20 protein-coding genes, 1 other RNA gene and 2 pseudogenes are annotated in these 21,506 nt (G+C 40.7%); 14 read left to right on the top strand and 9 right to left on the bottom strand.

Going from position 1 to position 21,506, the window contains the following annotated elements; all coding sequences use genetic code 11:
* Nucleotides 1–34: 34 nt before the first annotated feature.
* Genes ACMFNG_RS03810 through ACMFNG_RS03800 form a run of 3 tightly spaced genes read left to right on the top strand, consistent with a single transcriptional unit; the run spans nt 35 to nt 2,372 of the window.
* Complete coding sequence (locus tag ACMFNG_RS03810) at nt 35–1,168, top strand: site-2 protease family protein (RefSeq protein WP_014835456.1); 1,134 nt, start codon at nt 35–37, stop codon at nt 1,166–1,168.
* The gene (locus ACMFNG_RS03805; protein WP_014835457.1) at nt 1,168–1,683 is read left to right on the top strand and encodes a TIGR00725 family protein; all 516 of its coding nucleotides are present in this window, start codon (nt 1,168–1,170) and stop codon (nt 1,681–1,683) included. The genes ACMFNG_RS03810 and ACMFNG_RS03805 overlap by 1 nt, the downstream gene beginning before the upstream one ends.
* Complete coding sequence (locus tag ACMFNG_RS03800; protein ID WP_011011278.1) at nt 1,680–2,372, top strand: HAD family hydrolase; 693 nt, start codon at nt 1,680–1,682, stop codon at nt 2,370–2,372. Before ACMFNG_RS03805 ends, ACMFNG_RS03800 begins: the two co-directional genes overlap by 4 nt.
* Here ACMFNG_RS03800 and ACMFNG_RS03795 read toward each other — a convergent pair.
* Nucleotides 2,356–3,561, bottom strand: a complete 1,206-nt coding sequence (locus tag ACMFNG_RS03795) for a cysteine desulfurase (protein WP_011011277.1) — start codon at nt 3,559–3,561, stop codon at nt 2,356–2,358. The genes ACMFNG_RS03800 and ACMFNG_RS03795 overlap by 17 nt on opposite strands.
* Before the next feature lie 97 nt (nt 3,562–3,658).
* Between ACMFNG_RS03795 and ACMFNG_RS03790 the strand changes: the two genes are divergently transcribed.
* A complete protein-coding gene (locus ACMFNG_RS03790; protein WP_237718477.1) occupies nt 3,659–4,270 on the top strand; it encodes an ECF transporter S component in 612 nt (203 codons plus the stop codon).
* A 2-nt stretch (nt 4,271–4,272) separates the two neighbouring features.
* Here ACMFNG_RS03790 and ACMFNG_RS03785 read toward each other — a convergent pair whose 3' ends face one another.
* Genes ACMFNG_RS03785 through ACMFNG_RS03775 form a run of 3 tightly spaced genes read right to left on the bottom strand, consistent with a single transcriptional unit; the run spans nt 4,273 to nt 7,522 of the window.
* Complete coding sequence (locus ACMFNG_RS03785; protein WP_011011275.1) at nt 4,273–4,839, bottom strand: DUF257 family protein; 567 nt, start codon at nt 4,837–4,839, stop codon at nt 4,273–4,275.
* Nucleotides 4,840–4,889: 50 nt separating this feature from the next.
* Nucleotides 4,890–6,152 carry a TldD/PmbA family protein gene (locus tag ACMFNG_RS03780; RefSeq protein ID WP_011011274.1) on the bottom strand — a complete coding sequence of 421 codons (1,263 nt, stop codon included), beginning with the start codon at nt 6,150–6,152 and terminating at the stop codon, nt 4,890–4,892.
* The gene (locus ACMFNG_RS03775) at nt 6,149–7,522 is read right to left on the bottom strand and encodes a TldD/PmbA family protein (protein ID WP_011011273.1); all 1,374 of its coding nucleotides are present in this window, start codon (nt 7,520–7,522) and stop codon (nt 6,149–6,151) included. Before ACMFNG_RS03775 ends, ACMFNG_RS03780 begins: the two co-directional genes overlap by 4 nt.
* A gap of 74 nt (nt 7,523–7,596) precedes the next feature.
* On the opposite strand from ACMFNG_RS03775, the gene psmB reads away from it, so the two are divergent.
* The 4 genes and pseudogenes from psmB to ACMFNG_RS03755 form a co-directional block, all read left to right on the top strand.
* Entirely contained in the window at nt 7,597–8,187 is a 591-nt protein-coding gene (psmB, locus tag ACMFNG_RS03770; protein WP_011011272.1) for an archaeal proteasome endopeptidase complex subunit beta, read from the top strand.
* Nucleotides 8,184–9,233: a hypothetical protein gene (locus tag ACMFNG_RS03765; RefSeq protein ID WP_011011271.1), complete on the top strand. Its 1,050-nt coding sequence runs from the start codon at nt 8,184–8,186 to the stop codon at nt 9,231–9,233. The genes psmB and ACMFNG_RS03765 overlap by 4 nt, the downstream gene beginning before the upstream one ends.
* A gap of 77 nt (nt 9,234–9,310) precedes the next feature.
* Nucleotides 9,311–11,107 carry a glutamine--fructose-6-phosphate transaminase (isomerizing) gene (glmS, locus tag ACMFNG_RS03760; protein ID WP_011011270.1) on the top strand — a complete coding sequence of 599 codons (1,797 nt, stop codon included), beginning with the start codon at nt 9,311–9,313 and terminating at the stop codon, nt 11,105–11,107.
* Nucleotides 11,108–11,122: 15 nt separating this feature from the next.
* Nucleotides 11,123–13,102: pseudogene (locus ACMFNG_RS03755) on the top strand (STT3 domain-containing protein); the annotation flags it as partial.
* A 56-nt stretch (nt 13,103–13,158) separates the two neighbouring features.
* On the opposite strand, the gene ACMFNG_RS03750 reads toward ACMFNG_RS03755, so the two are convergent.
* Nucleotides 13,159–13,329 carry a hypothetical protein gene (locus ACMFNG_RS03750; protein ID WP_430515215.1) on the bottom strand — a complete coding sequence of 57 codons (171 nt, stop codon included), beginning with the start codon at nt 13,327–13,329 and terminating at the stop codon, nt 13,159–13,161.
* Here ACMFNG_RS03750 and ACMFNG_RS03745 point away from each other — a divergent pair.
* Nucleotides 13,259–13,960, top strand: a pseudogene (locus ACMFNG_RS03745) (peptide transporter); the annotation flags it as partial. The gene ACMFNG_RS03750 and the pseudogene ACMFNG_RS03745 overlap by 71 nt on opposite strands.
* Nucleotides 13,961–13,997: 37 nt before the next feature.
* Here ACMFNG_RS03745 and ACMFNG_RS03740 read toward each other — a convergent pair.
* An RNA gene (locus ACMFNG_RS03740) (C/D box small nucleolar RNA) lies at nt 13,998–14,055 on the bottom strand.
* A 277-nt stretch (nt 14,056–14,332) separates the two neighbouring features.
* Here ACMFNG_RS03740 and asnS point away from each other — a divergent pair.
* Nucleotides 14,333–15,637 (top strand): asparagine--tRNA ligase, encoded by a 1,305-nt coding sequence (gene asnS, locus ACMFNG_RS03735; protein WP_014835459.1) that lies wholly within the window; start codon nt 14,333–14,335, stop codon nt 15,635–15,637.
* 169 nt (nt 15,638–15,806) lie between these two features.
* On the opposite strand, the gene purF is transcribed toward asnS, so the two are convergent.
* Complete coding sequence (gene purF, locus ACMFNG_RS03730; protein ID WP_430515214.1) at nt 15,807–17,138, bottom strand: amidophosphoribosyltransferase; 1,332 nt, start codon at nt 17,136–17,138, stop codon at nt 15,807–15,809.
* A gap of 85 nt (nt 17,139–17,223) precedes the next feature.
* On the opposite strand from purF, the gene purC reads away from it, so the two are divergent.
* Together purC and ACMFNG_RS03720 are read left to right on the top strand one after the other, a co-directional pair.
* Entirely contained in the window at nt 17,224–17,928 is a 705-nt protein-coding gene (gene purC, locus ACMFNG_RS03725; RefSeq protein ID WP_430515213.1) for a phosphoribosylaminoimidazolesuccinocarboxamide synthase, read from the top strand.
* A gap of 34 nt (nt 17,929–17,962) precedes the next feature.
* A complete protein-coding gene (locus ACMFNG_RS03720) occupies nt 17,963–18,622 on the top strand; it encodes a TIGR00266 family protein (protein WP_430515212.1) in 660 nt (219 codons plus the stop codon).
* Here ACMFNG_RS03720 and ACMFNG_RS03715 read toward each other — a convergent pair.
* On the bottom strand, nt 18,619–19,410 hold the full coding sequence (locus ACMFNG_RS03715; protein WP_430515211.1) for a hypothetical protein: 792 nt from the start codon (nt 19,408–19,410) through the stop codon (nt 18,619–18,621). The two genes, ACMFNG_RS03720 and ACMFNG_RS03715, sit on opposite strands and share 4 nt — an antisense overlap.
* Nucleotides 19,407–20,021, bottom strand: coding sequence for a hypothetical protein (locus ACMFNG_RS03710; RefSeq protein WP_430515210.1), 615 nt, complete (start codon nt 20,019–20,021; stop codon nt 19,407–19,409). Before ACMFNG_RS03710 ends, ACMFNG_RS03715 begins: the two co-directional genes overlap by 4 nt.
* A gap of 61 nt (nt 20,022–20,082) precedes the next feature.
* Between ACMFNG_RS03710 and ACMFNG_RS03705 the strand changes: the two genes are divergently transcribed.
* Complete coding sequence (locus ACMFNG_RS03705; RefSeq protein WP_430515209.1) at nt 20,083–20,874, top strand: SDR family oxidoreductase; 792 nt, start codon at nt 20,083–20,085, stop codon at nt 20,872–20,874.
* Nucleotides 20,875–20,886: 12 nt separating this feature from the next.
* A complete protein-coding gene (locus ACMFNG_RS03700; protein WP_430515208.1) occupies nt 20,887–21,453 on the top strand; it encodes a DUF998 domain-containing protein in 567 nt (188 codons plus the stop codon).
* The last annotated feature ends 53 nt before the right edge of the window (nt 21,454–21,506 follow it).

The following is a 21,506-nucleotide window of genomic DNA, read 5'->3' as shown; positions in this document are numbered from 1 at the left end:
AACTTCCTTAAAAACTCTAAGAGGGTGAGAAAGGTTGAGTACTTTAATAACGGCAATCATGATAATCTTAGGATTCTGGGCCATTATCTCAATTTTAGGAGCTACAGTGCTCAAAGGAAAGGAAGGTGTTGAAATAGCACCCTTCCAGCTACTGTGGAGGACAAAGAAGTTTCTAAACTTCATAGACAATGTTGGTAGCAAACACAGAGGATTTTGGAAGTTTTATGGAGATTTAGGTATAATTGTTGGGTTTGTAGGGAGCATAGTCGTTTTTGCTTATTTTATTAAGCAGACCCTTCTGATATTATTCCCTCCAGCTCCTCAACAACCTCTCCCCTCCGTTCAATTGGTAATTCCAGGAATTACAATACCCTTGGGATATGGGCTCCTGGGTCTCGCTGTAGTTATAATAGTCCATGAGCTAAGCCACGGATTTCTTGCAAGAGCTGAAAATTTATCTCTAAAATCCGTTGGACTAGTCCTTTTCTTCGTGATACCTGGAGCTTTCGTTGAGCCAGATGAAGAAGAGTTAAAGAGAGCCCCCCTTAGGTCGAGGTTGAGAGTTTTTGGAGCAGGTTCTATGGCCAACATTATCACTGGGCTTGTGGCACTAATTTTAATGAGCGTTGTAGGCCTTGCATTTGTCCCAGGAGGTATAGTAGTTGGAGGAGTCATAAAAGATAGCCCAGCAGATGGAGTTTTAAAACCAGGAGATGTCATCGTGGAAATAAACGGTCATCCCGTGCCTACCCTAGAAGATTTTATAGAGGTAATGAACAAAACAAAACCTGAGGAAGTAATTACTCTTACAGTTCTAAGGGACAATGAGAGAATTAACATTTCCCTAAAGCTTAGTCAACATCCAGGAAATCCGGAGAAAGGATTCATAGGTATGTACCCAGGCCAAAACATAGATTCCAGAATAGGCCTCAAAACTCCCCTATTGGTTCTATTCCTGAGCTTATACTGGATATACGTACTAAACATTGGGATTGGACTAATGAACCTCTTCCCATTAATCCCTCTGGATGGAGGAAGAATGATTATGGATACTCTAAAAGAGTTCCTCCCCGAGAAACCAGCGAAGGTAATTGGATATTCTATTATGGGAATTGGGCTGATTCTATTGGGGATAAACATTGTTGTCGCAATTAGGGGGATGATATGATGATTCAGATAGCCATAGCGGGGTCAAGTGATAAAGAACCTCTCAAGACAGCCGTAGAAAAGGCAATTCGGTTTGCAAAAGCCCTCCCCATCGAGGAAGTAATCCTCCTAACTGGGGGAAGAGGGGGCATAATGGAAATCGTGAGTAGAGAGTTCTCAAAGAGGGGAGGAATAGTTGTAGGAATTCTCCCATATAGCGACAGAGGGAATGAATTCAACACCATTAGAATAAAAACAGGATTAAATCCAGTGGAAAGGAGTGGAGTACTTATAGAGTCCGCAGATGTTTTGGTAGTCCTTGGAGGAGGAGTTGGAACAATGATAGAGGCCCTCATGGCATACAACCTAGGAGTCCCAGTAATAGTCTTGACTAACACGGGATATGCAAGTGATAAACTCGAAAAATTGGCAGAGGATGGATATTTCGACCATAAGAAAATAGTAAAGATAACTTTTATAGATAATCCAGAGAAAGCGGCACAAAAAGCCGTTGAAATTGGGAGGGAAAGAAAATGAGGTTGATTTCCTTTGACGTATGGAACACTCTATTAGATTTAAACATAATGCTGGAGGAGTTCTCATACCAAATAAGCACTCTAGCTGGACTTTGTATAGCGGATGTTGTGGAGAAAGTCGTGGAAGTGAGAGAAGAATTCAAAAAGCTAAGGGCTCAAGAGAGTGAAGAACCTGGAAAGGCTCTATTTTTAACCCAAGAAAAATTAGCTGAAAAGCTGGGGGTTGATATTGAGGTAATTAGGAGAGCCGGAGCTAGAGCGACAATAAACGTTGACGAAAGAATTGTCCTAGAAGGTGCAAAAGAAGCATTGATGAAGGCTAGAGAAAATTTTGATACTGTTGTCGTGTTAGGAAATGTCATGTTCTGGCCTGGGGCTTACACAAGGGTAATATTGGAAAGATTTGGTCTAATGGAGTTTATAGACAGAACTTACTTTGCCGATGAGGTTGGCTCTTATAAGCCCAGGAGAGAGATGTTTGAGAAGCCCCTCAAAGACTTCAACGTAAAGGCAAAGGAAGCTCTTCACGTGGGTGATACTTATACGGAAGACTATGTTGGAGCAAGAAGGATTGGCATGGCCGCAGTGTGGATAAACACAGAAGGAAAAGAAATCAAGAAGTTAGAGGAGAGAGGATACGAGATTCCAAATATAAAATCACTTCCTGAGATCTTTAAAGAGCTCCTCTAATTTTTCTGACTAAATCTTCAAGCACCCCAAGGAAAATTTCTACTTCTTCTACTGAATTATAGACGTGGAACGATGCTCTAACAGTCCCATTTATTCCAAGCTTCTTCATTACTGGAAGAGCACAGTGATGGCCACTTCTAACCATAATTTTATGCTCGTCAAGAACTGCAGCAACATCGTGGGGATGGAGAGGAGGAACATTAAAGCTCACAACTCCTGCATGTTTGTCTAGATTCCTAGGTCCATACCATGGAATTTCGAGCTCATCTAACCCTTCTGTGGTTCTCTTTACTAGCTTTCTTTCCTGCTTCTCTATTTTCTCAATTCCAATCTTTTCTATGTACTTTATCCCCGCAGCCAATCCTATTGCTCCACCAATGTTTGGAGTACCTGCTTCAAATCTCTCCGGGGGCTCAGTCAACTTATAACAGCAGAGGTCAACGTCCTCTATCGTTCCTCCTCCTATCAATGGAGGGTCAAAGACATCGAAGTACTCTTCACTTATAAAAAGAACCCCAATTCCAGTAGGCCCCATTGGCCCCTTGTGTCCTGAAAATGCTAGAAAATCTGCATTAAGCTTCTTAACGTCAACTTCCATGTGTCCAACACTTTGTGCCGCGTCTACAACAAATATAGCCCCCTCCTCCTTTGCCATTCTTCCAAGTTCTTCAACTTCATGGATAACACCTAGGGCATTTGAAACATGTTGCACTGCTACTAGCTTGGCCCCTTTAATTTTCTTTTCCGCATCGCTTAAGTCCAAGTTACCCTCATCATCTCCCTCTATGAACTCAAGCTTCAATCCCAACTTTTTTGCTAACCTTTGCCACGGTAAGAGGTTTGAGTGGTGCTCATAGGGTGTAGTCACGATTTTGTCCCCTTTTTTGAAGGTATGCTCAAGTCCCAGGGCCACCAAGTTTAAACTTTCGCTCGTATTTTTTGTAAAAACAATCTCCTCAAACTTCGCATTTATGAAATCAGCAACAACCTTTCTTGACTCCTCATATTTCTGGGTAGCCATCTGGGAAAGCCTATGTACTCCACGATGAACGTTAGCCCTATATTTTAAGTAATATTCATCCATCGCTTCAATAACTGGTTTTGGAGTTAGAGAGGTGGCAGTGTTGTCAAAATATATCACTTCCTGGGTCAAGGGAATATCCTTTCTAACATCGTCGGGAATCTTCATGCTAACCACCTTGAAAAAATTTTCATCAAATTTAATAATCGTTTCTGGACAATTATGTGGAATTTTTGTTCTGAAAATGGAACAAAACATTTTAAAAATGGAACATCACATTTTCAGGGGGATAACAATGAAAGCTAATGCAAGAGAGATAGCGTTTACAGCTATAATGACAGCTTTGGCCCTAGTGTTCCAAGTGCTTCCCCTAAAAGTCAGGACTCCCTGGGGAATGAGCATAGATTTAGTTGCCGTTCCAGTGGTGTTGCTATACTTATTGTTTGGATTTAGGACTTCAATGCTAGGACTAGTAGCAGTGACTTTCGGCCTCATGATAATCTCTGGCCCCAACTCCCTGGGAATAGGCCCAATAATGAAGTTCTTTGCAACTCTTTCAGTTTTAATCGGGTTAATATTTGCAGAGAAAGTTGATCCAGAGAGAACAATCAAGTACCTCTTAGCAGGATTTGTAGTTGCAAGCGTGATAAGAAGCGTGCTTATGATACTTCTCAATTACTACTTTGCCCTCCCAATATACCTAAAATTCGTGCTTGGATATGACATAACCTCTGGACAAGAGATAATAAGGATAGTGGAAGAGATGATGCACATGCCATTCTGGCTAGCAATTGCACTACCCAATACCATACAAACAGCTGTAGATGTGTTCGTAGCGTATTTAGTTGTGGGAAGAGTGAAAAAGATAATTTTCTAACATTACTTCATTCTTTTAATTTTATTTTCTTCGTTCAACTGGAACACCGATGTTGAAATCTCCTCAAGTAACTTAAGAGCTGCTGGTGAGTGAGACTCCACAACGTCCCTATTCACAAAGTAAATTGCAACTCTATTCTCATTTCCTACATATGTAGAGATCTCTTTAAGCAATCTCAAGTTTTCTAGAAGATTTCCTAAAAGAATAAGCTTGTGAACTCCTAATACCGGGTTTATTATGGGTGGATTAACTTCTTTAATTATTTTGGTATATTCTCTCGCTTCTATAACATACTTCCCTACCTCTAACTTTCCAAGAAGATTTCCAATAACCTCATTACCCCCGGCCTTTATCACGTAAACTTTGTCAAAAACGGTCAAGTCATATCCCCAAACTTTAAGCTTATTGTAGTATTCAAAGAGGGTATCCAAGATATCATCAATAACCACGGGCATCCTCGACTCTTTGATTATCCCATAAAAAAGAAGTTCGGGCTTTGAATATGAAGAATGCTCAACTAAAACTGTTTCCCCTAACTTAAGCTGTGAAATGAATTCATTAATTTCCATTCTATCACCTCTCTTACGTATTTTTTCATCCCTACTTAAGAATATTTCCCTTAAACTATTTTAAGATTCGTTGCAATTTTTGGAAAAATTGCGCCACTTATCTCCTCCACTCTTTTTCCAACTTCCAAAATGTTATTTAACATTGCAAATATATTTCCGATAAGCATATTATCTTTGAATCCCATCACCTCCCCATCCTTAATTATGTATCCAAGTCCAATATTTAGGGAAAAGTCTCCAGAAACCGGATTTGCAGTATGCTCACCATACACCCTCCTTATAAAAACTCCCTCCTCAGGCTCAGTATTTCCTGGAGGTATTACAAGGTTACTTGTTCCAATCCCAGGGAGAGAAGAAAAGCTCCTCATAGCATTTCCCCCAGTAATTCCAAGGAGTCTTCCATACTTCTCGTCTGCAAGGAAAGAGCTAACGAGGCCGTCTTTAATTAAATATTTTTTAATTCCAGGATTGCCTTCCCCATCAAAGCTAAAGCTAGAAACTCCGCCTTCAATTGTTGGATCGTCAATGAGACTAAAGTTCTCTTTGGAAACCCTCTCACCAAGGCTTGAAAATCTACTTCTCTTATAGTATACGTTTTTAGCTGAAAAGTTTGGAATTAAAATTGACAGAATAGATAATAGAGCTTTCGGTTCTAAAATAATCTCCCCTTCATAGCTTTCCAGCCTTTTAGCTTTAGAGCTTAGCTCAAACTCCCACAGAGCTTTCCTTCTTACTTCTTCCACAACATCATCAATTTTCGGCATTAATCTGAATGTTTTTTCTTCCCCTCCAATTCCCTTATTTTTCTTAAAGACCTCAAGGAAAATTCCAAGGTACGTATAATCCTCCCTGAGATTAATTCCATTGGAATTAACTACATCTCTCTCCCCCTCTCCAAATCCTATTGACCCCTGGGAATTTGCCTCGACGTCTACAAGGAAAAGCAGATGTTCAATAATATCCTCCACGGTTAAATTCGCTATTCTCTTGTCGTAAATTTTCACAGCATTAACTTTTTTAGGAGTTGGAAGACCTGGGTGAGTTACCTTCCCAACCCTAGCCAGTTTAAGTGCTCTTTTAATCAGCATTTCAACGTCCTCTTTTGTTGGAGTCCCAGTAACATAAGAAAATCCTAAATGTCCCCCATAAATAACCCGTAATCCAATCCCACCTGAAATTGTGTGCTTTCCTATTTCAACTTCTACTTTTTCACGCTTTTTTGCTTTAACCGACGTTATCCAATACTTTTCAGCATAAATTTCCCATTCTATATTCAACTCTTCTAGCTTCTTGATTAGGTATTCGGGAATCATTGAAGACCACCTACAATTGCTTTCAATAAAACATGCGGCCCACCATCATCAACTGGAACCCATTGGCCCTTTCCACAGTATCCTGGAAATTCTATGCGTAAGTCATTTCCAATAGCTCTTATTTCTTTTAATATTTCAAGTATCTTCCCAGAAAGCGCAACATCTCTGAGCTGATGTTTAATTTCTCCATTTTCTATTAAATACCCCTCTTTTGCTCCAAATGTAAATGTGCCATTCACTATGTCAACTTCTCCACCCTTATCTCCCAGCATGTAAACTCCCCTCTTCATTTCTTCAATCATTTCCTCAAATTTCCAATCTCCCGGCTCTATGTAGGTGTTTGACATTCTAACAAGAGGTCTACTTCCATAATCTTCAGCCCGTCCATGACCATTAGGAGGCATTTCCAAGACCAAAGAACTTTCTCTATCAGTAAGAAAAGAATTAAGAATCCCGTTCTTTATTATTTCGACTCTCCCCCCAGGCTGGCCTTCATCATCATAGATATAAGATCCAAATTTTCCCTCCAGGGTGGGATCATCAACTACTGTCAGCTCTTCTACCCCTACTTTCTTTCCAAGTAGTCCCACAAAGATACTACTATTATCTTTAATCGCATCTCCTTCAGCAGCATGTCCTATGGCCTCATGAATAAAAACTCCCGCAAGCTCTGGATCTATCAATACGTCCATTTTTCCTGATGGAGGGGACTTCGCAGAAAGCAAACTCACTGCTTTTTCACTGATTTTCTTTGCCCAGGAGTAAACGTCATAACTTTTAATTATTTCGAACCCTCCAGTTCCTCCAACTGACTTCCAATAAGTTTGCATTATATCTCCTCTTCTAGCTACAGCTGAAAGCGTGAGAAGAACTCTCGGGATCTTCGTCATTATCTGGCTTCCTTCAGAACTCAAGTATAACTTTTCAACTATCTCTTCATAGTATGAAACCTTAACGCTCTTAATGTATTCTCTCTGCATTTCCTTAGCTAATTTCATCCCTAAATCTACCTTTTCCTCAAGAGAAATATCAAACAGAGGTAATCTTTCTTTTATCTCGGCCTTATCAACAATGGGATCCCCTTGGTAAATTGTAACGTTATAGTCAGAAAATTTAGACAACTTCATGGCGTTTTTAATTGCACTCTCGAACTCTTTAATATCGCTTGTTGAAGAAAACCCCCAACCTTTGCCTAGAGCTCTAACACCCATCCCTACTTCGGAATCTTGGCGAACTTTGCTCACTTCTAAATTCTCAACATCCACAGTGGAGAATGTGTATCTTTCAATTCTTATGTCGAAGAATTTCACACCATAACGTTCAGCATAAGCTTCCGCTGTTTTGATTATTTTGTCAACATCAATGTTCATCCTCCAGTCCCCCTTCTCCCTATAAAGAGAGAACTTAAAAAGTGTTCCAGCTAAAATTTTGTTAGGTGGTGCATATGGAGAAAAAGACTGGAACGACTACGGTAGGTATTAAGGTAAAAGACGGCGTTGTGCTTGCTGCTGACACTCAAGCCTCCCTTGATCACATGGTTGAGACACTTAACATAAAGAAGATCATCCCAATCACAGATAGAATAGCAATAACGACTGCTGGTAGCGTTGGAGATGTTCAAATGCTTGCTAGATACCTAGAGGCTGAAGCAAGATACTACTACTTCACCTGGGGTAGACCAATGACTACAAAGGCCATGGCGAACCTCTTGAGCAACATACTGAACGAAAACAGATGGTTCCCATATTTGGTTCAGATAATCATTGGAGGATACGTGGATGAACCAACAATAGCAAACCTAGATCCCTTTGGAGGCTTAATATTTGATGACTACACAGCAACAGGTTCCGGAACCCCCTTTGCAATTGCAGTTTTAGAAGAGGGATATAGAGAGGACTTAACTATAGAGGAGGCAAAAGAACTTGCAATTAGAGCGGTAAGAGCAGCTGGGAGAAGAGACGTCTACACCGGAAGCAAGAAGGTTCAAGTGGTCACAATAACTAAGGACGGCATGAAGGAAGAGTTTGTAGTATGAAGGTAAAAGGCTTCCTTATTTTTCTACTTCTTTTCCTGGGATTAAGCTCTCTTAATCCACCCGACATTATTCTTGAAAAAGCTAAATGGGTTAAGAGCGAAGTAGAGGCTATAAGAGGACTCTCTTTTGAGACAGAGCCTAAATTCATAATCATAACTAGGGAGGATGCAAAGCTACTCTTTGGGCCAGCGAAACCTAATGAGAGGCTTAAACTCTGGGAAAAAGTATACAAGTTGACTTTTATACTTCCTCCAGAGGCAAGCCTATTTAAAGAGGAAAAGGAAAGTAAAGCAGGGTGGATTGCTACAACAGTAGATAGCAAAGTCTACATTATCAGGGAAAATTTCATGGTCTCCGAAGATGTAAGCCTCAGAACTTTAGCTCATGAACTAGTCCATATCCTCCAAAAATCACTCAATGCAACTTATTCGGGCAAGACTTTGGACTCAACATTGGCCATGAGAGCCCTTATTGAGGGAGATGCAGATTTAGTTGCAGACATGTTCTGCATAAAAAACGGAATAAGGATATATAAGATAAGAAATGTCTCCAGAGAAGATCTCTATTGGAGTCTAAACGTTTTCCCCTACGTTTTTGGAGATTCTTTTGTCTCCTATCTTTATCAAAAGGGAGGGTGGAAGCTAGTGAATGAAGCGTACAAAAATCCTCCAAAAAGTACAAAGGTAGTAATGTTTCCCGAGCTATACCTCTCAAACTGGTCTCCAGTAGAAGTGAAAATTTCCTCTATCCCTGAAGAACCTCTCTTGGATGATACCTTGGGAGCATATTATGTTTTTCTTGTTTCTTGGAAGGTTTATAAGTGGAATGAAAGCATGGAAATAGCTAAAGGATGGGAGGGGGATAAAATTATACTCACAAAAGATTTCTTAGTTTGGGAGGTCAAATTCTCCGAAAAAGACACTGCTTGGATGTTTTACCTTGCTTTGAAAAAACTGGCAAATTCAACAAGGATTGCGAAGTACGAGATAAAGGTATTCAACTCCACTGTTCTCCTAGAGGCTCAGCTTGTACCTCCCTCATCATAAACATCAGATCGGATCCAGCTCCTCATCGCCCTAAATGTTTTTAACTCGTAATATATTTTTCCCTTAGGTGGATTAAGGTGTGTGGAATCATAGGCTACATAGGTCCCAGGAGGGCCAGTCCTATTCTAGTAGAGGGACTTAAAAGGCTTGAGTACAGGGGATATGATTCAGCGGGCATTGCTGTACTAAACGAGGGAAGAATTGAAATCAGAAAGGGTGCTGGAAAAATTGACGAGCTTGTAGGAAAGCTGAAGTTTCAAGAAATTCCCGGAAACATAGGAATTGGCCACACAAGATGGGCAACACATGGCGTTCCAAACGACATAAATGCCCATCCTCACACAGATTGTACTGGAAAAATAGTGGTAGTGCACAATGGAATAGTAGAGAATTTCCACGAGCTTAAAGAAGAGTTGCTAAAAAAAGGCCACGTATTTAGAAGCGACACAGATACTGAGCTAATTGCCCACTTAATAGAAGAGAACCTTAGAATAATAAAGAATTTTGAAGATGCATTTAGAATGGCCCTGCTTAGATTAAAAGGTTCTTATGCTCTAGTTGTTTTGTTTGCAGACGATCCGGAAAGGTTATACATAGCAAGGAAAGATAGCCCTTTAATAATTGGAATTGGAAATGGAGAGATGTTTGTAGCTAGCGACATTCCTGCATTTTTGGCGTATACAAACAAAGCTGTTTTCTTGGATGATGGAGAGTATGGTATTGTTTCGAGGTATGAGTTTATAGTCAAGGACATAGTAACAGGTTTCCCAAAGATAAAAGATGTAGTTACAATCTCATGGACATTAGAAATGGCTGAGAAAGGAGGATTTGATCATTTCATGCTTAAAGAAATTTATGAACAACCGAGGGCAATAAAAGACGCTATTTATGGAAACATAGAGGCAATTAAAGAGGTAGCTGAAGTTGTTTCTAACTATGACAAAATCATCATGATCGGAATGGGAACCTCTTATCATGCAGCCCTTGTAGGTAAATACCTTTTCCAAAGATTTACAAAAACCCCCGTGATAGTTGAAGAAGCCAGCGAGTTTAGGTATGAGTATGAGGACATAATAGACAAAGACACGCTAGTAGTGGCAATCACACAAAGTGGAGAGACTGCAGATACTGTAGCTGGGATTAAATTAGCCAAAAACAAGGGGGCAAAAGTCCTGGGAATTGTTAACGTTGTAGGAAGCCTAGCTACCAGGATAGCTGATATAACCCTCTATACCCACGCAGGACCAGAAATTGGCGTTGCGGCGACTAAAACATACACTACTCAGTTAATGGTTTTAACTTTGTTGGCGATGGAGTTGGGGAAGAAAATTGGAACTGATGTTAGCGAGATTGAGAATATTCTTCCCAGGCTGCCAGAGATTATTGATTCTGCATTAGGACTCAATGAAAAAATAAAGGGGATTGCAAAGAATATTTTACCCAAACACGATTTGTTCTACATTGGAAGAGGGATCAACGTTCCAACAGCATTAGAGGGAGCATTAAAGATTAAGGAGATAGCCTACGTTCATGCAGAGGGGTTATCGGCAGGAGAACTAAAGCATGGTCCCTTAGCCTTAATAGAAGAGGGAGTGCCAGTTATCTCCATAGCACCCAGCGGAAAAACGTTTGAAAAGATGCTTTCAAACATTGAAGAGGCTAAAGCCAGAGGAGGTTACATAATCTCCCTGGGGGATGACATTAGATTGTCTGAAATAAGCGACGAGTGGATTAGACTTCCAAAACTTCCAGAGGAGATCACTCCAATCGTTTATATTGTGCCATTGCAATTACTTGCCTATCATTTGGCAGTATTAAGGGGGAATAACCCCGACAGGCCTAGAAATTTAGCTAAGTCCGTAACCGTTGAATAGTGGGGGTGAAAAAGAATGGTGAAAACCCAAATAAAGGAGAAAAAGAAAGATGAAAAAGTTACTATTCCACTTCCTGGGAAGATAAAAACTGTTTTGGCCTTCCTAGTCGTTTTGGCATTTGCCGCATATGGATTTTACATTAGACATTTAACAGCCGGAAAGTATTTCTCAGATCCAGATACCTTCTACCATTTCGAAATTTATAAGCTAGTCCTCAAAGAGGGCCTTCCTAGGTATTACCCAATGGCAGATGCTCCATTTGGAAGTCTCATAGGAGAACCTCTTGGACTATACATCCTTCCAGCAATATTCTACAAAATAATCTCAATATTTGGGTACAATGAGCTAGAGGCATTTCTTCTTTGGCCCCCATTCGTAGGATTTCTCAGTGTTATAGGTGTTTACTTACTCGGAAGAAAAGTTCTGAACGAATGGGCAGGGATGTGGGGTGCTATAATTCTCTCAGTCCTCACGGCAAACTTTTCAAGAACATTCTCAGGCAACGCAAGAGGCGACGGCCCATTCATGATGTTGTTTACGTTTTCAGCAGTCCTAATGCTCTATTATCTAACCGAGGAAAATAAAAACAAGAAAATAATCTGGGGAACACTGTTTGTACTCTTGGCAGGAATATCAACTGCAGCATGGAACGGTTCACCATTTGGACTAATGGTTCTCCTTGGATTCGCATCGTTCCAGACAATAATCCTCTTTATTTTTGGAAAGATCAATGAGCTTAGAGAATTCATAAAGGAATACTACCCAGCATACCTGGGAATTTTAGCTATAAGCTACCTTCTAACGATCCCAGGAATTGGAAAAATAGGAGGATTTGTAAGATTTGCATTTGAGGTTTTCTTAGGGTTAGTTTTCTTAGCCATCGTCATGCTCTATGGAGGAAAATACTTGAACTATTCTGACAAGAAGCACAGGTTCGCAGTGGTTGCAGTTATAGTTATTGCGGGGTTCGCAGGAGCTTATATTTACGTTGGTCCAAAACTCTTCACTCTAATGGGTGGAGCTTATCAGTCAACGCAAGTTTATGAAACAGTACAGGAGCTCGCAAAAACTGATTGGGGAGATGTAAAAGTCTATTATGGAGTAGAAAAGCCAAACGGAATAGTCTTCTTCCTTGGATTAGTTGGAGCAATGATTGTTACAGCTAGGTACCTCTACAAATTATTTAAAGATGGAAGGCGCCCACACGAAGAGTTATTTGCAATAACTTTCTATGTAATGTCAATTTACCTCCTCTGGACAGCTGCTAGATTCCTATTCCTAGCGAGTTATGCGATAGCATTGATGTCAGGTGTCTTTGCAGGATACGTCCTAGAGACTGTAGAAAAGATGAAAGAGAGTATACCAATAAAAGCAGCACTAGGAGGAGTAATTGCTATTATGCTTCTTCTAATACCCTTAACTCATGGCCCACTCTTAGCTCAAAGCGCTAAAAGTATGAGAACAACCGAGATCGAGACTAGTGGATGGGAAGATGCGCTCAAATGGCTCAGAGAAAACACTCCAGAATATTCGACCGCAACCTCTTGGTGGGACTATGGATATTGGATAGAGTCAAGCCTCCTAGGACAGAGAAGGGCCAGTGCTGATGGTGGACATGCAAGAGATAGAGATCATATCTTAGCCCTATTTCTAGCCAGAGACGGTAACATTAGTGAAGTAGACTTTGAGAGTTGGGAGCTTAACTACTTCCTAGTTTACCTTAATGATTGGGCAAAGTTCAATGCAATCAGCTATCTAGGCGGGGCTATAACGAGGAGAGAATACAATGGAGATGAAAGTGGAAGAGGAGCCGTAACTACGCTACTTCCTCTCCCAAGGTATGGAGAGAAATACGTCAACCTCTATGCCAAAGTTATAGTTGATGTTTCAAACTCGAGCGTAAAGGTTACTGTAGGAGACAGAGAGTGTGATCCACTAATGGTTACGTTTACTCCAAGTGGAAAGACGATAAAAGGAACTGGAACCTGTAGTGATGGCAACGCCTTCCCATATGTTTTACACTTAACTCCAACAATTGGAGTACTTGCATACTACAAAGTAGCAACTGCAAACTTCATTAAGTTAGCCTTCGGTGTTCCAGCTTCAACAATTCCAGGATTCTCTGATAAGCTATTCTCAAACTTTGAGCCAGTGTATGAGTCAGGAAACGTAATAGTATATCGCTTCACACCATTTGGAATATACAAAATTGAGGAAAACATTAACGGAACTTGGAAGCAAGTTTATAACCTAACTCCTGGAAAACACGAGCTCAAACTGTACATTTCAGCATTCGGAAGAGACATCGAAAATGCAACGCTGTACATTTACGCCATAAACAACGAGAAGATCATAGAGAAAATTAAGATTGCCGAGATATCCCACATGGACTATCTAAATGAATACCCGATAGCAGTGAACGTAACCCTACCAAATGCTACAAGCTACAGGTTTGTACTAGTTCAAAAAGGCCCAATAGGTGTTCTTCTAGATGCACCAAAAGTCAATGGTGAGATAAGAAGTCCAACCAACATACTAAGGGAAGGAGAAAGTGGAGAAATAGAGCTTAAAGTTGGGGTTGATAAAGACTACACTGCCGATCTATACTTAAGGGCTACGTTCATATATTTAGTCAGAAAAAGTGGAAAGGATAACGAAGATTATGACGCAGCGTTTGAGCCCCAAATGGATGTTTTCTTTATCACAAAGATCGGAGAAAACATTCAACTTAAAGAAGGAGAGAATACAGTAAAGGTTAGGGCGGAGCTTCCAGAAGGAGTTATATCTAGCTACAAAGATGAACTACAGAGAAAATACGGAGACAAGTTGATAATCAGAGGAATAAGAGTAGAGCCAGTGTTCATAGCAGAAAAAGAGTACCTAATGCTCGAGGTCAGTGCATCGGCTCCTCATCACTAATCAGAGTGAGGGAAAAACTCATCATCCCCCATTTCTCTTTTCTATCACCCTTTAAATTATTTCGCAAATGTTATAACCAAAAAGGTATTTATGATGCCCGGGCCCGGTTCCCGCCCTCTCCGGGGAATCGTGAACCGGGGGTTCCGACCGGGCCCACAATGGGATGATGACCTTTTGCTTTACTGAACACATGATGACCACGCCCTTCGCTGACCTAAATATTTGACGAAATTTTGATTGAATATCTGACAACCGAATGATTTATATAAAGCTCCAAGAAGAGTGAGAAAAAGTCGGGTGATTCAAATGATCGAGAAAGTGTACTGTAGCGAGGTAAAACCAGAACTCGAAGGTAAGAAAGTCAAGCTCGCAGGTTGGGTTTACAGCAACATGAAAGTTGGGAAGAAAATATTCCTTTGGATTAGAGACTCTACTGGGATTGTTCAAACAGTGATTGCGAAAAATGTTGTAGGAGAAGAAGTTTTTGAAAAGGCAAAGAAATTGGGAAGAGAATCCAGTGTAATTGTGGAAGGAATAGTTAAGGCCGATGAAAGAGCCCCAGGAGGGGCAGAAGTTCGTGTAGAAAAACTTGAAGTAATTCAAGCTGTAAGTGAATTTCCAATCCCCGAAAATCCGGAGCAAGCGAGTCCAGAACTACTTCTCGATTACAGGCATCTTCACATAAGAACCCCAAAAGCTTCGGCCATAATGAAGGTAAAAGAAACCCTAATCATGGCCGCTAGGGAATGGTTACTAAAAGATGGATGGCACGAAGTATTCCCCCCAATATTAGTCACTGGGGCCGTTGAAGGAGGAGCAACACTGTTTAAGCTAAAGTACTTCGACAAGTATGCCTACCTAAGTCAATCCGCCCAACTTTACTTGGAAGCGGCCATATTTGGACTTGAAAAAGTTTGGTCACTAACTCCAAGCTTTAGAGCAGAAAAAAGCAGGACAAGAAGACATCTCACAGAGTTCTGGCACCTCGAGCTTGAGGCAGCATGGATGGATCTTTGGGATATAATGAAAGTAGAGGAAGAACTAGTAAGTTACATGGTTCAAAGAACGCTAGAACTAAGGAAGAAGGAAATAGAAATGTTTAGAGATGATTTGACAACTCTAAAGAACACAGAACCTCCTTTCCCAAGAATTAGTTATGATGAGGCCATAGACATTCTCCAATCTAAGGGGATTAACGTCCAATGGGGAGATGACCTCGGGGCAGACGAAGAAAGAGTTTTAACAGAAGAATTTGACAGGCCATTCTTCGTCTACGGTTACCCCAAGCAAATAAAGGCATTCTATATGAAAGAGGATCCCAATGATCCGAGAAAAGTTTTAGCCGCCGACATGCTGGCTCCAGAAGGATACGGAGAGATTATCGGAGGAAGTCAGAGAGAGGACGACTATGAGAAGTTACTCAACAGAATATTAGAGGAGGGGATGGATCCAAAAGATTACGAGTGGTATCTTGACCTTAGAAAATATGGCTCCGTACCTCACAGTGGATTTGGATTGGGAGTTGAGAGGCTAGTAGCCTGGGTTCTAAAGCTTGACCACATTAGATGGGCATCCCTCTTCCCAAGGACTCCAGCCAGGCTATACCCCTGAGGCGGGGTAAAGTTGAAAAAGCTCTTTACTTTATTTCTTCTTTGCTTATGATGACTACCGTACTCCTTCTTAAGGGCAGTTCTCCTTCCCATCCCTATGATCCCTCATCAGCTCGTATCCAAACGTAGGGTAAGTTAATAATAACCCAGGAGCCAATAGTTGGATAAGGTCATAACTCAAAGTCAAAGGCCCACTCGGGATAATGACCAGTTAAGCAGGCCATGCAAAGATCCTCTATTCCTACAGCTCTTTTAAGGCCTTCTATGCTCAAATAAGCTAAAGAATCAGCCCCGATCTCTCTTCTTATATCTTCCACAGTCCTCCATGCTGCAATAAGCTCGTGTCTGGTTGGAATGTCTATTCCCATATAACATGGATATCTAATTGGGGGAGAGGCTATCCTCACGTGAACTTCCTTAGCTCCAGCATCTCTAATCATCTTTACTATCCTCTTCATCGTCGTTCCTCTAACTATTGAATCATCAACTAAAACTACCCTTTTTCCGTCAATGACTTCCCTTACGGGAGAAAGCTTTAGCTTAACTTTGAGTCCCCTCCCACTAGGCATGATAAAAGTTCTCCCAATATAACGGTTCTTTATAAGTCCCTCCATATAAGGAATTCCACTTTCCTGGGCAAAGCCAAGAGCCGCTGTTCTTCCAGAGTCAGGAACAGCTATAACAACATCCCCATGGGCTGGGCTTTCTCTTGCCAATTCAACACCCATCCTATACCTTGCCAAGTAAACACTTACCCCCTCTATAGTACTATCGGGCCTTGCAAAGTAAATGTACTCAAAAACACAATGACTATGGGGAACTCTCTTCAGAACTTTGCTATAAACTTCCCCCTCTTCAACGACAAAAACTTCACCTGGGAGCACATCTCTAATCTCACTTGTAAACATTCTCAAGGCCGAGTCCTCTGAGGCGAAATAAAAACCATCTCCCTCCCCATAAGTTAAGGGTCTAAAACCAGCGGGATCTCTGGCCACGATTATTTTTCCATCAAAGAGAATTGCCACAGAATAAGCCCCTCGAACTTCATTAAAAACTTCTCCCATTGCTTTAAATTCATCTCCGAGCTCTCTGTAATGTTTCAAGAAGGCCACTCCAATTAGCTCTGTGTCTACCGTGGAGTTAAACTTGAAACCCTCTTTTTCGTACTTCTCTCTTAAGGGGAGATAATTTGTGAGAGTTCCATTGTGGGCTATTGCAAGCTTATAATTACAACATTCAACTTCAAGGGGTTGAACCTCCATAAGGGAGCCAAAAGTAGAATATCTTACATGTCCAATTGCAAGGCTTGCTTTTGAATCTATCCCCCCTCTAAAGACCTCAGACACAAGCCCAATTCCCTTTACCGTCTTGATACCGTTTTTCCAAAAACTAATTCCAGCCCCCTCCTGACCTCTATGCTGGAGTGATAGCAAAGAGTAATAAGCCTTCTCAGGAGCATTATCAACATTTGCTGCAAATATACCACATTTCTCTCTTATCATGTTTCCACCTCTCACTCTCTTTGACGTCTTCTTGTCTAAAAATGCTTAAAAGTATTGTGATTTTTACATAAAAATGGTGAAATGAATGGAGGTATATGAGGGCAAGGCCAAAAAGATGATACCACTCGATGAAGACAAGTTCATTATGGAGTTTAAAGATGACGCAACTGCCTTTGATGGTGTGAAAAAGGCCAGGTTTATAGGAAAAGGATGGCTAAATGCTCAAATTTCAGCGAAGCTCTTCAAGTTGCTTGAAGATCACGGAATAAAGACACACTTCATAGGGATAGCGGGAGGAAATAGGCTGATAGTTGAGAGACTCGAGATGTATCCTATTGAAGTAGTTGTGAGAAATGTTGTCGCTGGAAGCCTAAAGAAGAGATTACCTCTTCCCGAAGGGTATGAACTTCCAGAGCCTATAGTTGAATTGTACTACAAGAGCGATGAGCTCCACGACCCAATGATAAACTACTATCACGCAAAGATACTAGGAGTAAGTGAAGAAGAGATAAAGGAGATGGAAAGGATAGCTCTTAAAGTCAATGAAATCCTAAAAGAGTTCTTTAGGGAGAGAGGAATTATCCTAGTGGACTTTAAGCTAGAATTTGGAAAGAACAAGAAGGGAGAAATAGTATTGGCCGATGAAATAAGTCCAGATACATGCAGGTTCTGGGATGCAGAGACTAAAAGGAGTTTAGATAAAGACGTGTTTAGGTTTGACAAGGGGGATTTAATTGAAGCCTACAAGGAGCTTTATAAGAGATTAACAGGAGAAGAACCACAAATTTGATAATCCCCTTCCCCAACTTTTGTGGGGATAGTCCATGAAATATAAAATAGAACATAAGCCAAGCTTTTCTCTTTTAGAGGTCGAGCTAGATGCAGGAGAAAAAATTCAAGCAGAAGCAGGAGCAATGGTGTTCATGGACCCAACAGTGGAAATAGAAACCAAGGCCAAGGGGGGAATCTTAGGAGCGCTTAAGAGGTCTATTCTAGGAGGAGAAAGCTTCTTTGTAAACATCTTTAAAGGCCCGGGGAAAGTGGGATTTGCTCCAGGTTATCCTGGAGACATAATTGGATTGGAGGTAAATGGAAAGATATACGCCCAAAGCGGAGCTTTCATTGCAGCTTCAGAAAATATTGACATTGACGTGAAACTTGGAGGTATGAAGACATTTATGGGTAGAGAAGGGTTATTCCTACTGGAGTTAAGGGGAGAGGGCATTGCATTTCTCTCAAGTTACGGTGGAATACAAAAGGTGTCCTTAAAGGGAGAAAGCCTAATAGTAGATACAGGCCATTTAGTCGCCTTTACTGAAGGACTAGACTTCACAATTAAAACAATTGGTGGGCTAAAGAGTACTTTATTTGGTGGAGAGGGACTTGTTTTTGAGTTTAGAGGGACAGGGGACGTTTATATTCAAACTAGGAGCTTAGACGGATTTCTAAGCTGGCTATTGCCACACCTTCCAAAGTCCCGCTAGTAAAACCATATTCTATTCCCTTTAACTTTTATATATCCCAAGGTCTGCAACTCTTTTAGAAAGTCCTCAACTGCGTCCCTTTCAAAGTATATTCTCATCTCAGACTTTTCCCCTTCTAAGGACACAGGTTCTAGAGCAAGCAATATATCAAGCAGTTCATTCTTTCTGTTAACCTCCTTAGCTATGTTTAATATTAGCTCAGCCAATGTGCTCCTAGCAAGGCCCTCCAGGGTAGCTTTGGTAATAATATCATCCTCAGTGTAATCCTCTGCAATTTCAAGGGCTTTTTGGATTGCCTCAAAGTCCACCTCCATAACCTCAACATAATATTTCTTGGAAAGAAGAACCTCCGTAACTAACTTTCCACCTGCTTTTTCGAACTCTTCCACTCTCTCGTATATATCTTCCAAGGGAATACTAACTTCAAATTCCAGATCCTCAAGAGGAACGTCTTTAGCAAGCTTTAATTTCTCTCCAACGATTTCTATGGCATTAGCATTCTCAAGAGCCTCGAGAATCTCAACATATTCTTCATCTATTTCCTCAAAAGATAACTCCTTCTCTTTTAGCATTTCAATAAAAACCTTATAGAGGCTTTCCAGCTCCCTAAGTCTCTCCCGAACTTCTTCGAAAGGAAGCTCCATTAGCTTGGAAAATTTATCTTTAAAAACTATCGAGTTGCTTATCGCAATGTCCATTTCCTCTTTCGGTCTGTTCATGATCCCCGCTTTACTGAGAGCTTTTGAAAGTTCGTTCATGTGGTCTCGGGATGGAACCTCAATTCTCATTCCTCTTCACCTTCCCTTAATAGATATCCCAGGGGTCTTGGAGCAACGGTTATAGCCTCTTCAATTTCTTCTTTACTTAAGGCATCCTTATTAATGTATGCATACAAGACATATGCAACGACCTTCGGATCTCCTACCCCAGCAGTTTCAACAGCCCTAGCAAGTTCAACGTTCTCTAAAAGTTCATCCGCAATCCTTTGAATTTCTTCAAGGTTGTTAGATGTTATCGCCTCACCTATCCTTTTATACAACTTTGCCACTTTTCTATAGGAATTTATGCGCTCCATTATAGAAACTTCCTCCTCTCCCTTATTGTTGAAATGATTCAAAATTACCATTATGAATACAATTAAGAGCAATATGCCCACCAAACCGTATAGCATCCTGGGAATAATCAAAAACCCAAATCTTGCCTGAAGGAGCACTATGATGGATATCTGGGCTACTAAAACAACCAAGATTATATAAGGAGAATAACCATGCCTCGGCTTGAGCTTATCTTCGTATTTTTTGACCAAAGAAGATTGCCACTTAACCAAGTGATCTTCCAAGATATTTGCCCTCTCTTCAAATTTTCGGGCCTCTAATTCAAGCAGTTCTACAGTTTTCATCTAATTAACGTTGAAACATTTTTATAATAAGCTTTCCCCAAATTATCTATTGGGTGAGGGCATGCTAAAGATAGACTTATCTGGAAAGCTTGCATTTACCACGGCTTCAAGCAAGGGGATTGGATTTGGAGTGGCTAAAGTACTTGCCATGGCTGGAGCAGATGTGATAATTCTTTCCAGGAATGAAGAGAATCTAAAAAAGGCGAAAGAAAAAATAAAGGAAATTGCAGATGTAAGTGTTGAGTACATCGTGGCTGATTTAACTAAGAGAGAGGACTTAGAAAAGACAGTAAAAGAGATCGAAAATATAGGAGATCCAGACATATTCTTTTACTCCACCGGTGGCCCCAAACCTGGATATTTCATGGAGATGACAATGGAGGATTGGGAGGAGGCAGTTAAGCTACTATTATACCCAGCAGTGTATCTTACAAGGGCTCTAGTCCCAGGAATGGAGAAGAAAAAGTTTGGAAGGATAATATACTCGACGAGCGTAGCGATTAAAGAGCCAATTCCAAACATAGCCTTAAGCAACGTTGTGAGAATTTCCCTTGCGGGACTTGTAAGAACTTTGGCAAAGGAGCTAGGGCCGAAAGGCATAACTGTTAATGGAATTATGCCAGGAATAATAAGAACCGACAGAGTCATTCAATTGGCCCAGGATAAAGCAAGAAGAGAAGGAAAGAGTCTAGAAGAGGCCCTCCAAGACTATGCGAAACCCATTCCCCTGGGAAGACTTGGAGAACCAGAAGAAATAGGATATCTAGTAGCATTCCTTTCAAGCGAATTTGGGAGTTACATAAATGGAGCAATGATTCCCGTAGATGGAGGTAGACTAAACTCAGTATTCTAAGGAGGTGAAAATATGAGGAAGGATCAATTCTTTGCTGGAGTCATTGGCCCTATTATAGCTTACTTGGGGATTTTATCTGCAATCTACGTCCAAAGATCCTGGTGGAGGCTCACAGAGAATGCAATAAGTGATCTAGGAAAGATAGGTCTGCAATACAATTGGTTACTAAACGTTCCGTTGGTTATAACTGCCGCACTTCTAATTTACTACGGCATAGGTCTGCTTTCACACTTAACAACAAAGATAGAAAGAATAGGAGGGGTAATCTTCATTCTGGGAATAGTATTCTTAGCTTTGATAGGAATATTTCCCGAGGGAATGTCGCCCCACTACTACGTCAGCTGGGCCTTCTTCATAACAACAAGTATAGGAATGCTTATTACAGGAATAGGAATCGGACTTGCAAGAAACAAAACTATTCTTCATCTTACAGTTGGAATTTTTGTAGTTGGATGGATTTTGGGAATTATATCAATGAAAACATTCAAGGGGGTGGCAATACCAGAATTCATTGGAGCGATAAGTTTTACCCTATGGCACTACATAGTCCTACTAAAGATCGTGAAATCCTTAACGTAATTGAATTTCTTTCGTAAATTCTATTTTTTTGTCTAAGAAGAATTTTAAACGTA

It is taken from the genome of Pyrococcus woesei, from assembly GCF_050496105.1.
GTDB lineage: Archaea > Methanobacteriota_B > Thermococci > Thermococcales > Thermococcaceae > Pyrococcus > Pyrococcus furiosus.
The sequence above is the reverse complement of the archived record's forward strand: the minus strand, read 5'-3'. Positions and strand labels throughout refer to the sequence as shown.